At 45.4% G+C, this 13464-nt stretch carries 10 protein-coding genes; 2 read left to right on the forward strand and 8 right to left on the reverse strand.

The annotated features are described in order from the left end of the window. Positions 1-5 precede the first annotated feature (5 nt). The 6 genes from rodZ to ACU01J_RS09210 form a co-directional block, all read right to left on the reverse strand. Positions 6-962, reverse strand: coding sequence for a cytoskeleton protein RodZ (gene rodZ, locus ACU01J_RS09185; protein ID WP_481085423.1), 957 nt, complete (start codon positions 960-962; stop codon positions 6-8). Between the two features lie 319 nt (positions 963-1281). Beyond that, positions 1282-2406: a dual-specificity RNA methyltransferase RlmN gene (gene rlmN, locus ACU01J_RS09190; protein ID WP_481085424.1), complete on the reverse strand. Its 1125-nt coding sequence runs from the start codon at positions 2404-2406 to the stop codon at positions 1282-1284. Positions 2407-2803: 397 nt separating this feature from the next. Continuing rightward, positions 2804-3235 carry a cysteine desulfurase sulfur acceptor subunit CsdE gene (gene csdE, locus ACU01J_RS09195; protein WP_481085425.1) on the reverse strand — a complete coding sequence of 144 codons (432 nt, stop codon included), beginning with the start codon at positions 3233-3235 and terminating at the stop codon, positions 2804-2806. 20 nt (positions 3236-3255) lie between these two features. Beyond that, complete coding sequence (tcdA, locus tag ACU01J_RS09200) at positions 3256-4065, reverse strand: tRNA cyclic N6-threonylcarbamoyladenosine(37) synthase TcdA (protein ID WP_481085426.1); 810 nt, start codon at positions 4063-4065, stop codon at positions 3256-3258. Between the two features lie 77 nt (positions 4066-4142). After that, the gene (gene mltA / locus ACU01J_RS09205) at positions 4143-5246 is read right to left on the reverse strand and encodes a murein transglycosylase A (protein WP_481085427.1); all 1104 of its coding nucleotides are present in this window, start codon (positions 5244-5246) and stop codon (positions 4143-4145) included. Between the two features lie 79 nt (positions 5247-5325). Further along, complete coding sequence (locus ACU01J_RS09210; RefSeq protein WP_481085428.1) at positions 5326-5706, reverse strand: DUF2850 domain-containing protein; 381 nt, start codon at positions 5704-5706, stop codon at positions 5326-5328. 241 nt (positions 5707-5947) lie between these two features. On the opposite strand from ACU01J_RS09210, the gene argA reads away from it, so the two are divergent. Then, a complete protein-coding gene (gene argA / locus ACU01J_RS09215; RefSeq protein WP_481085429.1) occupies positions 5948-7285 on the forward strand; it encodes an amino-acid N-acetyltransferase in 1338 nt (445 codons plus the stop codon). Positions 7286-7514: 229 nt separating this feature from the next. Next, a complete protein-coding gene (locus tag ACU01J_RS09220) occupies positions 7515-7691 on the forward strand; it encodes a hypothetical protein (protein ID WP_004413096.1) in 177 nt (58 codons plus the stop codon). Between the two features lie 24 nt (positions 7692-7715). Here ACU01J_RS09220 and recD read toward each other — a convergent pair whose 3' ends face one another. Continuing rightward, a complete protein-coding gene (gene recD / locus ACU01J_RS09225) occupies positions 7716-9839 on the reverse strand; it encodes an exodeoxyribonuclease V subunit alpha (protein ID WP_481085430.1) in 2124 nt (707 codons plus the stop codon). Continuing rightward, positions 9839-13456: an exodeoxyribonuclease V subunit beta gene (gene recB / locus ACU01J_RS09230; protein WP_481085431.1), complete on the reverse strand. Its 3618-nt coding sequence runs from the start codon at positions 13454-13456 to the stop codon at positions 9839-9841. The genes recD and recB overlap by 1 nt, the downstream gene beginning before the upstream one ends. Positions 13457-13464 lie beyond the last annotated feature (8 nt).

Here is a 13464-nt window from a genome sequence, read left to right on the forward strand (position 1 = left end):
AATTTCTAAGGTAAGTTGAATCTTGCTACTTTGCCTGAAGTATACCCAGAAAGGTCGACAGGTTCACTCGCTAATGTCATTGAAACGTTTTCAGGTGCACCTAAAATCACGCTATATGGCATATTTCCGGTGAGATCTAAGCTTTGACCCGCTTTTTTCACGCCAGTTGAGAGGGTTTTACCCGTAGCATCTTTGACTTGAATCCAGCAATCATCACTAAATGACATTGTCAGAAGGTTTTTAACCACTTCCGCTTGTTGCTGGTGAGATTCTGGTTGTTGCTCTGCCGCTTGGTGTGGTTGAGCTTCATCAATCGTCGTGGTTTGTTCCGCTGGAGCCTCTACTGGCTCAGCGATGATTTCAGTGCTCGACGTTTGATCTACTTCTGTTCCGATAATTTGTTCAATATTACTATCGGTCGCTTTCACAGGAGACTCTTCGGTACCTAGCGTCGTAAAGTCAAGCTCAGGGTCACTGGCTTGATGCTGCTCAATTTTGCTCTCTTGCTCAGTTTTGCTAGTCAGTTCAACCAGACTGGTCTCTTGATTTTGCCACCACCAAACAGAAGAAATACCCGCGATTACCGCAAAAATGCCCCATGTGAGCGTCATAATACGGCTATCGTGCTTTTCGCGATTGGTCTTGCGCGAGAAGCTTTTCATTTCTTGCTCTTCTGGCTGAGTCTCTTCACAACCATCTAGCGCACACAGGACTACAGACTCCTTAATACCAACGGCACGCGCGTATGAACGTAGGTAACCCCTAGTAAATGTTGCGACCTGATCGGAAGCAAAGTTGTTCTCTTCAATATTCTCAATAATAGAGACGCGTAAACGTAGACGATCAGCGATTTGTTTTTGGCTAAGACCAAGCTCTTCACGTTTATTTTTTAGAATAGTTCCAGCTTCTACTCTTTCTACATTTTCTTCGTTGTTCATTGGTGCTTGTTGTTCAGCAGTCATGATTTAATCATTCTCTTTAAGTTAGAATCTGTTTCTTACGTCTTAGTTATTCATTTTTGTTGTGCGTCGAACAAACTCAAAAATTAGTGGGAGGACATAGCCTCGCAGGTCAATACTCTCGCTTCACTCAATAGACAGGGAATTACCCTAAAGCGTTAACCCTTAATTCTAATAGATATCTTAGACGAAACAACATAGACAAAGTGCATAATTTACAAGCAGCTCAAGGTTTTTCGATAATTTGACAAAGATATCGCTACAGGATGTAACGAAAAAGCCAGAGCTAGGCTCTGGCTTTCGGAAAATATTGAACGCGTTATTAAACTGCTTTCACTTCAATTGTATCGCCTTTTGCGGCTTTATTAATTGCCGTGCGCTTAGTACGGTCGATAACATCACCAACTAACTGGCCACAAGCGGCATCAATATCATCTCCACGGGTCTTGCGAACCGTCACTGTGTGATCATATTGCATCAATGTTTTCTGGAAGCGGTCAATACGAGAGTTACTTGGCTTTTTATATGGTGAACCTGGGTATGGGTTAAATGGAATCAAGTTGATTTTACACGGCGTGTCTTTTAATAGCTCTGCAAGTTCACGCGCATGGTCCATATCATCGTTCACATGGTCAAGCAGTACGTACTCTACCGTCACTTTACCGCGGTTTGCATTTGACGACTGGATGTAACGACGTACTGACGCTAAGAAATCTTGAATATCCCAACGGTCGTTAATTGGCATAATTTGGCTACGCAATTCATCGTTTGGTGCGTGTAGAGAAATAGCTAGCGCCACATCAATTTTGCCTGTCATCTGGTCAAGACCAGATACAACACCGGAAGTCGATACCGTTACACGGCGCTTCGATAGGCCAAAACCTAAATCATCTAGCATAAGTTCTAATGCAGGGATAAGGTTTTTCATGTTAAGCAGTGGTTCACCCATGCCCATCATTACCACGTTAGTAATTGGACGACGCCCCGTCTCTTTTTCTAAGCCGATTTCACGTGCAGCACGCCAAACCTGACCAATAATCTCAGATACTTTAAGGTTTCGGTTGAAACCCTGTTGAGCAGTTGAACAGAACTTACACTCAAGTGCACAACCAACCTGAGAAGAAACACATAACGTCGCACGGTCATCTTCAGGAATGTATACCGTCTCAACGTCTTGATCGCCAACCTTCATCGCCCATTTAATGGTGCCGTCTGAAGAGTGCTGAGCTTCAGCAACAACTGGCGCTTTAATCTCACAACGATGAAGCAGTTTCTCACGTAGCTTCTTGTTAATGTTGGTCATGTTATCGAAGTTATCGACACCGAAATGGTAGATCCACTTCATTACCTGATCGGCACGGAATGCTTTTTCACCGAGCTCCTCAGCAAAAAACTTACGCATACCTTGGCGATCAAAGTCGAGTAGATTGATTTTTTCAGTGGTCATGTGGCCTCTCAAACGACGGAACATTAATTAAGGGCGCGAATTGTACAGCCTTTACGCAGTGACAACAAGCGTTGTCCTAGTCTGCATTGTGTGCTCATGTCTTAATGAGTGTACTTCACATCTAATTCATTGTTTATCCAAATAACAAAACAAGCAATAGAACGATTGCACTTAGAATGAGCAGTATTCGCCAAATTGGTTTGGTTTCAGAAACGTCAGAACCACTGTGATGACACATTCCCATAAGAATTCCTCTTTATCACGACTCAATAAAGAAAGGCTAGGGCTTTCCCCAAGGTAAAGGTCAAGTGGAACAAATCTCTTTATTTACGCTCTCGAACAAGCTTATGTTTTAATCATTAGATAATTTGAGGTGTGCCTCTCATGTGATGAGGGGTTAGATCCGAGTAGCTTGCTGTATCTGTTCAACAATCGCTTTTAAACCATTACCACGTGAGGGGCTTAGATGGGCAATTAAGCCGAGCTGTTCAAAGTAGCCATCGATATCAAACGCTTGAATCTCTGTTGCGGACTTACCATCGTATGCGGCCATCACTAAAGCAATCAAGCCACGTACAATGCGAGCATCAGAATCAGCACAGAAATACCAACTGCTATCCACTTGCTGACTGACTAGCCAAACAAGGCTTTCACAGCCTGATACGGTGACTTGTTCAGACTTTAGCTCCTCAGGCATCTTAGGCAGCTGTTTACCCCATTGGATAACCTGACGATAGCGGTCTTCCCAGCCTTTGAAACCTTGCATCACGGCCACAATATCATCAGCTTTGATGTCTGCGCCAAACGGAGATAACGGAAACGGTGACATAGAACTTTCCTCGTTGGTAACTATTTGGCGTGCTTAAGCAAAAGTTTTTCGACAATGCGAGATACCGCCACAAAGCCAAACGTCGCAGTCACAACCGTCGCTGCGCCAAAGCCACTGGCACAATCCATGCGCTTTGGCCCTTCTGCAGTAGATTTAACCCCACATACTGAACCATCAGGTTGAGGATACTTAAGTTGCTCAGTCGAAAAGACGCAATCAATACCGAACTTTCGCGCGGGGTTAGTTGGGAAGTTGTGGTGACGTCGTAGCGTGTCTTTGATTTTTTTCGCCAGCGGATCTTGGATGGTTTTGGTCAGATCTGCCACTTTGATTTGAGTCGGGTCAACTTGGCCACCAGCGCCACCAGTAGTGATCACTTTAATTTTGTTGCTGCGGCAGTAAGCTAGCAGTGATGCTTTGGCTTTGACACTATCAATCGCATCAAGCACATAGTCATATTCTTTACTTAGATACTCATGCTGGTTATCAGGAGTAATAAAGTCATCAATCAAGTTAACCTTACACTCAGGGTTGATCAGCTTAACGCGCTCAGCCATCACTTCGATTTTACTTTGACCAACTGTACCTGACATTGCATGGATTTGACGGTTAATGTTAGTCACACAAACGTCATCCATATCAATTAGGGTCAGCTCACCAACACCAGTACGTGCCAGAGCTTCTACCGCCCACGAACCAACGCCACCAATACCAATCACACAAACGTGCGCCGCGCGTAATACTTCGACTTCATTGTTACCATAAAGGCGACGAGTCCCACCAAAACGTTGGTTATAGTTTTCAGAAGCTGAAGTGTCGAGTTCACGCATATTGATTGTCCGCTCGGTGCAAAAATAAAGAGTGCGATTTATACGCACTCTTTATTAAAAAGTCTAGATATGAAGGTCTATTGTAACTTCTCTGGCGGCAATGCCCAAGGCGCTTGTGTCGCTGAGCCATCAAGCCCTAGTTTCCATACTCGACCAAAGTGCTTGTAATGACCCGCTTCGATACCTGCTCTTGGCCCCATGCCATGATAAAGATCCAAATGGTTCTGCTTCACTGCACCGCCCGTATCTAACACAATCAATAAGCGTAATTGATGCGTACCACTCCAAGTACCATCAGGTTTTAATAGCGGGACTTCTGCCAAGATTGGGGTGCCCATAGGGAATATTGAGCGGTCTCCGGCGACAGATGCCATTGGCAATAGTGGAATACCAGCAGAACCAGTCACTGGCGCATCGGCACGCGGCTCGAAGAAGACAAACGATGGATTTTGCTCTAGTAGTTCTTTAACTGTTGCTTCATCATTTGCCAGTACCCACTCTTTAATTGCCTTCATCGACATTTTTTCACGTGGCACTAAATCACGTTCAATCAACACTCGGCCGATACTGACATAAGCTTTATTGTTCTTACCGCCATAAGCAAAATACTCTAGAGTGTCATCATCTTCAAAATGGACAAAGCCGCTGCCCTGCACTTCCATCAAAAATGGGTCAATTCGATTAGCCGCATAACCGAGCTCTAGTCCCAGCCCTTCTAACGCACCATCATAGATTTGCGCACGCGTTGGACAGTCACTTTCACAATTCGGCTTAGAATAGACAGGGTACTTAAACTTTTCGTTTGGCTGATGACGTAACTCCATCACTGGCGAAAAATAACCAGTAAACAGCACATTACCTTTTTTGTCGCCGCCACCAAGCTGAGCAGCCTGAATGTCAAAATTGGCTAAATCAGCAGGATCACCACTTTGTAATACCCACTCATTGAGCTTTTCATACAGAGGTTGATAGATTTTGGCCATCGAAGGAGAGTTAGTGACAACCTGCTCAGCCTGACGATGGAATTCAGTAAAGTCTCGCGGTTTATCCGACTCTACGGCAACAGACTTATTTAAAATGGTATTGAACTCTTCACCCGTATATTGCTGAGCACGTTCGGTAGGTTGAGCACAGCCAAAAAGAACAGCGGCAGCTGCAATAGGAAGATATTTTTTGAACACTAGTTTGATCCCTTTCAAGCGATGCTATGAGCATGACAAACTTAACAAAAATACGCAATCCAGCAGTGGTCAATGGCAGCTATTTTTGGTTTTCTCTGACATGGAAAACCGCTTGATAGTGAGGCTGAGAGATCAAACGCATTTCAGTAGAGGCTTCATTGAGTATGATAAAGCGGCGCTTTTCATCGCCAACACTATATTCTAGGTAGGTTCCATCCCAGCTATAACTGGTCGCAACATTGCCACCATCAATCATGACGCCCGTTGGTCCCAAAACAAATTCACTTGCAGCATAGGACGCGACATTTTGCTCGACCCAAGTGCCATAAAGGCTCGATTTTGGATAGGTTACTGTTAAGTAGTAGTCATATAGCTTACTACCTAGCATCACAGCCGCAATGCTAGCAACAATCGCCCCAACGATGATAAGTAGCTCTATCAGCTTCTTCTTCGTGATCACAGATCCATTCACCTTACTTCTTATTGCGGTATTCCGAATACATCTCCCAAAGCATGAGTCTGAATTAAAAATATGCAGTTGGCTAATAATTTTACATCAAACGATGATGGCAGTTGAGCTGACTTATCCACGAGACAAAGTCGCACTGTATCTATCGCAGCTACACCCGTAAAAAACACTTGCTGACCAACGAATAAAATTGCAGTATATTTGTATATAAATTCATAAAATGGATGGCGTTGTGAAAATTCGTAGTACCGCTCTCGTCAAAGGGTTCCGACAGTCTGCCCCATATGTCAATGCACATAGAGATAAAACCATGGTTATCATGCTAGGTGGAGAGGCTGTAGCGGATGGTAATTTTTCCAATATTATCAGCGATCTAGCTTTACTACATAGCTTAGGTGTGAAAATTGTTCTCGTTCATGGAGCGCGGCCACAAATCAATCATCTTTTTGAGCAAAATAACCATTCGACGCCATACCATAAAGGGATCAGAGTTACCGACGAGACCTCACTAAATTATGTCATGCAAGCGGCCGGGCAATTACAACTTGCGATCACAGCCCAGTTATCGATGAGTTTGAGTAACACGCCAATGGCAGGTACTCAACTAAATGTCGTTAGCGGTAACTTTGTTATTTCACAGCCCCTAGGGGTTGATGACGGTGTTGATTATTGCCATAGCGGTCGTATTCGCCGTATCGACGTTGAAGGTATCAATCGCATGCTTAACCAAGGCTCGATTGTGCTGCTGGGCCCTATTGCAAGCTCCGTTACTGGTGAGTCTTTCAATCTACTATCAGAAGAGGTCGCAACCAAAGTCGCCATCAAGCTCAAAGCAGATAAACTGATCGGCTTTTGTTCAGAGCAAGGCATCATCGATGAAGAAGGCAATGCGGTTGCGGAGTTGTTCCCAAAAGATGCAGAGAAAATGCTATCTAGCTTAGAAAATCAGACTGAGTCAGGAATAGAAAACTCATCGGGTACATTACGATTTTTACGTGCGGCAACCGCGGCTTGCCGAGCTGGAGTACCGCGTAGTCACTTAATCAGTTACAAAGTTGATGGCGCACTGATCCAAGAGCTATTTTCTCTTGACGGTATCGGCACACAAATCGTTGAAGCAAGTGCTGAGCAAGTACGCGTTGCTAACATTGACGACATTGGCGGTATTTTGGATCTGATTTATCCATTGGAGGAGCAAGGTATTCTTGTGCGCCGCTCTCGTGAACAGTTAGAACAAGAGATCCATCAATTCACTATTATTGAAAAAGATGGCCTTATCATAGGTTGTGCAGCGCTTTACCCTTATCACAATGAACGTATGGCCGAAATGGCTTGTGTTGCGATTCACCCAGAGTATCGAGATGGTAACCGAGGCTTGCTGCTACTCAACCACATGCGGCTGCAATCCAAAGCGCAGGGCATTGAGCATATTTTTGTGCTCACTACCCATAGCCTACACTGGTTCAGAGAACAAGGTTTCCATGAGATGGACGTGAACTTTTTGCCATCGCATAAACAAAATCTCTATAACTACCAGCGTAAGTCGAAAATTCTGGCGCTGGAGCTCTAGCTCAATTGAATTCTTATTCTTGATACAAGATTGACGAAACTGCCTACATTATTGTCTTTATTTCATATCTTGAATTGGTTAAAATTTCAGCTTCCAGTTCGTGGGGGTAATATTTACCACTGGAAGCTAGATAGGATCAACTTCACCACTTTGCAGGCTGATATCGCGGCTTGCTAGGTTGCAAGGATTGCTTGAGGTTACACACAACGTCACTAAGAGCAAACTATCGATGAAGAAAATCATCTGTAACTCAGTACAGAGTTTCTGGGATATGGCCGATAATGAACTGCTAGAAAACCTAGATGTTCATTGTGTCTTTCCCGTCACTGAAGGCTTAAAAGCATTCATCCTCAACTATAAAGAGAAGTACCGCATCCGCAGTATCTCCTTCTCTTCAGCACTTTAGTTGAAATCTGATAGCCATGGATGGTTATCCACTTGCCTGTAATCGCTCAACCAATCCACTTGCTCGCTCAGTTCGCACTTTTATCCCACGCTTCATCACTCGATCGTCAGCATAAAAACTCAAACGCTTTTTCGCCCTGGTAATACCGGTATAGATTAATTCGCGTGTTAAGATTGGCGTAAAGTCCGGTGGCAAGATCATGAGGGTATGCTCGAACTCACTGCCCTGAGATTTGTGAATCGTCATTGCATAGGCAGTTTCATGCTCAGGCACTCGGCTTGGCAAAACAGACTTTACACTGCCATCTGGCAATTCGAAGTAGACCTTAAGCCTTGCTTCTTGCTCAGAGCTATCAAGCAGACATATGCCGATATCGCCATTATACAGACCCAAAGCATGGTCGTTACGTGTCACCATCACAGGCCTGCCGTGATACCAAAGCTCATCTTGAGTTTGAATCAGCTTACGCGCCGCCAACGCACGTTCAATACGATGGTTTAACCCTTTAACGCCAAAGTCCCCTTCCCGTATTGCACACAACAAGCGACAGCGCGCGAACAGGTCTAATACCGCTTTAGCTCGCTGCTGCTGCGTTTCAGGCTCATTGGTATTCGGGTCTAGCAGCTGCAACTCGATACGTTTAAGGTAATGAGCGTATTCCGAAACCAACGTTTGAATCAGTTGATTGTAGTGTTGGTTGTCGATTGGGAATTTACTGATATCGGCAAACTCTTTCTGCCACACCCAATCCACCTTTTGCGCTGAGCCACTATTGACGGCTTGAGCCAATTGTCCAATCCCCGAACGAGCATCGAATCGGTAACTTTTCTTCAGCATGCATAAGCTATCTGCAATGTTGGCTTGATTGTGTGTTCCATGAGCCAAAGTAGTAAAGCCAGTAAGCTTAGCAACTTGAGCTGCTTGGCCATGACTAAAGCCAAATTGATTGAATGAACAGATATCGCCAAGCACCGCGCCAGCTTCAACCGATGCCAATTGGTCTTTGTCACCCAGTAAGATAAGCCTTGCATGCTTAGGCAGTGCATCAATCAATTTGTACATCATAGGCAAATCGACCATGGAGGCTTCATCAACCACTAAAATGTCGAGATGCAATGGGTTGTCACGGCTATGTCGAAACTCGGCACTGTTAGGAATTGCACCCAATAGTCGATGTAATGTACTTGCGTCGGTTGGAATGCTTTCTTTCAGATCCTGCGCTACAGGAAGCTGTGCTACTGCCTTTCCAATAGATTCCGTTAAACGCGCGGCGGCTTTACCCGTAGGCGCAACCAGTTTGATGGAGGGTTGAGAGCCATAGCCTTGCGCTTGTTCGATCAGTGCGGCTAGCAATTTGGTTACAGTGGTCGTTTTACCTGTTCCCGGCCCGCCAGAAATCACCGCAAACTTTCGAGTTAAAGCAACCGCTGCAGCGACCTTCTGCCAGTTAACACACGCAGACTGAGGAACAAGCTCATTTAACACAGAAAGCTGTTCAATCGTTTTCGCCGCGACAAGCTTTTGGTCTATGGTAGGCCAATCCAATATTTCCTCTGCTACTACGTCCAGATGATCACACACCATGCGTTGACGAACAACCGCAGAGCTCTCTCCTGACTGAAGAGATTTATTTAACGAATCAAATAGATAGCGATATGTTCTAGCAAATAAGTGATTGAGTAACTCTGTCAGTTTTTGCACTTCATCAGGCTTTAGGATCATGGGTAACCCAAAGCTATTTAAGCGCGCCGCTAACGTCACTTCATAGTGCCAATAGCGATGTAGATAGAGCCTAGAACCATCAAATATCAGTGGTAGTGCTTCACCGTCTGAGCCAACAATCGCCGCACTGTTTAACTTGCCAACCCAATCTATCGTGACTAACTCTTGATTGAGCGCTAACGCAGATTCACCAAATAGACCCAACTTAGCGGCTAGATCGACAGGTTGAGCTTGTAGGTCAAACAGAGGCAGACAAATATGCCCCTTGCCAAGTTCGCTACTCACGACTCCTGCAATAAAAGCCAGAGCCTCATCTTGCGTTTGAGCTTGAATGAATCGCGCAAACTGATAATCCAATTGCCTAATATTGCCCTTAGTGGCCAGCTGTTTGAGTGTATCTAATAGAGAAGTCGAGGTTGCGAGCATTACAGTAACTCCATTTGGCCAGCATTATTATGCTTAGTATCAATCGGCTGACCATCAATCAATTTGTCCATATCATCAAGAAATTCGAGACTCGGTTTGGCAGAAAAAATACCGTGGTCACTCGCACCATCCATGCCTCTTAAAAACAGGTAATAGACGCCACCAAAATGCTGTTCGTAGTCATAGTTAGCAATACGGCTGCGTAAGAATCGATGCAGAGCCAGAGCATAAATTTGGTACTGGAGATCGTAACGATGATCGGCCATCGCACCACTAAGTGCCTGGCCGTGATAGTAACTCACATCATCACCTAAGTGGTTCGATTTCCAGTCGAGGACGTAATACTTACCTTGATGTTCAAACACCAAATCGATAAAGCCTTTCAACATGCCCTGCACGGTATGAAAACCGAGATCGCCCGCTTTGGCTGATAAAGTATCGTGGCGTTGAATAACACGGTTTAGAGCTGGAGCGACCAACACTTCAATCGGCAGGAGGAATTCCATCTCAACCAATCTTTGACTTGGTCCTTTTTGGTTGAGGAGTAATTGCTTACCATCGAGAGGTGTCGCTAGAACGGTATCAATCAATTGCTGTAAAACTGGTAGCCAGCTGTGATCTAATTGCTCACTCTCCAACAGACGAATAATAACTTCTGTGTTCTCTTCACAAGTCGCGCTTTGGGTAAACTCAACTTCTTCAAATAGCGTATGCAAGAAGGTACCTGGTCGAGCACCACGCGGGAAGGTGAAGATAGATTGTTCTGGCTCAACCAACTCTTCTTCATCCTGCTCATCAGAAGAGTCGATATCAAGGTGCATTAAGTCGGTGTAGGCCTCATCACTGTGATGTGAGCCTTGCTTGATTAAGCCAGAGTAACTGGTGATACGCCAGTGACGATCAATTTCATTAGATAGAGTCCGAGCCGTCAATGTCTGCGACTCGCCCACAACTTGAGTAAAGGCCTGTTGTTGCTCTGCTGGCAATGATGAAAGCTGGACAGCATCAAGACCATCAACATGCTTTTGGATCGCCATGGTCAAATCGCTGATGCCCCCTTCCTGTCCATCTTGGAGTAAGTAGCCCATCGCACTGTGATGGACACCGGTAGGCTCTTTGATCGAACGACCATTTCGCAGCGGCGCAGCACCAATAAAGCAGCCATAGACGGCACGGGTTAACGCCACATAAATTAAGCGTAAGTCTTCAGCCAAACGTTCTTTGTCTGCTTGCGCTAATGACGCATCTTGCTTAGTGATATCTAAAATAGTCTGGTCTTGCGCTGCATCGTAATACTTGGCTTCACTCGCTTCTCGGTAGCTAAGTACAAATGGCAAAAACACCAAGTCATATTCCAAACCTTTCGATTTATGAATCGTAACGATCTGCACCAGATTCCGCTCAGACTCTAGACGTTGGATCTGATCCTCACTGCCACCGAGACCATTTTCAGCATCACTGATTGCTTGCGCTAACCAACGTAGCAGACCATGGTCACTATCGAGCTCTTGGCTTGCTTGCTGTAATAACTCGCCAATATGCATCAGATCGGTAAGGGTGCGCTCTCCGCCCTCTTCTTCCAATAAACGTTCCGCAATATGACGTTTACTCATCACAGCGCGAAGCATGGGTAGTACACCACGTTGAGTCCAAAGCTTACGGTACTCTTTAAACTCATTGATGGCGCTTTCCCACTCATTCTCGTCGTTGTTAAGCTTGTCCAAAGCCCCAGCATCAAGCGCGAACATTTCAGAAGCTAAGCTCGCACGCAGCGCACGGTCATTTTCTGGCGTTAATACCGCTTGAAGAAGACGCTGCAAGTCTTGAGCAATCATTGAAGTAAATACGCTATCGCGGTTCGAAAGGTAGACACTGGCAATTCCCTGCTTGGCTAGAGCGTCTTTGACCATACGGCCTTCATTCCCCGTACGTACCAGAACGGCAATATCACCCGCTTGAATCTGATGCTTACCTTTGCCGTCTTCGAAAAACGCCAAATCTTGCTGCGCTGCAGTGAGCACCTGTTGAATCTGATCTGCAGTCGCTTTCGCCATCGCTTGCAGATATTCACCTTTTGGTAAGGGTTTATCCTCTGCATCTTGTAGCCAATAGGTCAATGCAGGTTGCTTTTGGCCACCCATGGTCCAAATGCGTTTTTCAGCATTCGGGCTATGGTTAACCGGATGAAACGGAATATCTTGATCGTAGATAAATGGACTGTTCGGCAAGGCAAAGACTTGGTTTACTGCTGCGACCATATCGGCGCTTGAGCGCCAGTTCGTGCCTAACGTGAAGTGAGAAGATACCTGATTACGCGCTTTGATATAAGTAAAGATATCGGCACCGCGGAAGCCATAAATCGCCTGCTTCGGATCGCCGATCATAAATAGGCCACATTCTGGATTATTAAGATAAATACGACTAAAAATACTGTATTGCAATGGGTCGGTATCTTGGAATTCATCAATCATCGCGACCGGATACAGCTGGCGAATCCGAGTCGCTAGCAGCTCCGCTTCATCTTGATCGATGGCGGCAGATAAATTCGTCAGCAGATCATCAAACGACATCCACTGTTTCTGCTGTTTCGCTTTGGCCAGCATGTCGCGGCAATGTTCAATCGCATGGGCCAGAATCGGGGCTTTTAAACTGATCGGCGCAGCTAAGAACTCTTCAATCGCGCTAAATACTGGATGCTGAGGAGGTGTACCTTTAGGCGTTTTCTCTATCAATACGTTTTGGGCAAACTTTTCTAGCTTGTCAGGGTAGTCGTAACTTGTTGTTTCCGTCGCCGCCCACAGGTTCACCGCTTCTAACCAAGTCGGTAATGACTTCTTAGTGTAGCTACGTTTATTGACATCAGAATCACTGATCAGAGCGAGCAGATCATCTTGATGTTCACGCCATAGTACTTTCAGCTCATCTAGCTTAGCTAAGTTTTGTTGATGAAGCTCTGCGAGCGAACCGCTCATCGCAGCAACGGATAAACTCAGGGGGGCACCAGTTAAATAGCTCGACACATCGCCCAGTAGATTGGCAGGTGAATTCCAAATTCGGCGAACTTCACCAGCGAGGTTAAGCGGTAACGGATAGAAGTTTCTGCGCCAGTAGTCAGCGACAATTTGCGCCTTTAGATGACTCTCATCGGTAACAAACTCATTGTTGAAACGGCAGCCAGACTCAAAGGCATTCTGAGTAAGCATGCGCTGACAAAAGCCGTGAATTGTATAGACCGCTGCTTCATCCATTTGGCGCTCAGCTTGGAGGAGAATTTCCGCAGCTTGTTTGTAGTCACTCACTTCATCCAAAAGTGGCGCAATAACCGGGTCACTACTTTGTCCGCGCGCAAAGGCTAAACGCGCATCGTGAATTCTCGCTCGGATACGATCGCGCAACTCAGCCGTGGCGGCCTCGGTAAAGGTTACCACCAATATTTGATCAACCGTCAATGGCACTTGATGCTTAGTTTCAGGACTACCATGACCCAAAAGCAATCGTAGGTATAAACCTGCGATGGTAAAGGTTTTACCCGTCCCGGCTGACGCCTCAATCAATCGAGCGCCATGAAGAGGAAAAGTCATGGTGTTAAGCGGAGTAACCATTGACGTAGCTGTCATAAAATTCT

This window comes from Vibrio sp. 2433-A1 (assembly GCF_056726085.1).

What these genes read in the sequence shown, in the direction of transcription:
- recD (WP_481085430.1), bottom strand. Translation starts at nt 9,839, where the DNA reads ATGCTCGCAACCTCGACTTCTCTATTAGATACACTCAAACAGCTGGCC.
- tcdA (WP_481085426.1), bottom strand. Translation starts at nt 4,065, where the DNA reads ATGCGTGAACTCGACACTTCAGCTTCTGAAAACTATAACCAACGTTTT.
- ACU01J_RS09220 (WP_004413096.1), top strand. Translation starts at nt 7,515, where the DNA reads ATGAAGAAAATCATCTGTAACTCAGTACAGAGTTTCTGGGATATGGCC.
- rlmN (WP_481085424.1), bottom strand. Translation starts at nt 2,406, where the DNA reads ATGACCACTGAAAAAATCAATCTACTCGACTTTGATCGCCAAGGTATG.
- rodZ (WP_481085423.1), bottom strand. Translation starts at nt 962, where the DNA reads ATGACTGCTGAACAACAAGCACCAATGAACAACGAAGAAAATGTAGAA.
- csdE (WP_481085425.1), bottom strand. Translation starts at nt 3,235, where the DNA reads ATGTCACCGTTTCCGTTATCTCCGTTTGGCGCAGACATCAAAGCTGAT.
- recB (WP_481085431.1), bottom strand. Translation starts at nt 13,456, where the DNA reads ATGACAGCTACGTCAATGGTTACTCCGCTTAACACCATGACTTTTCCT.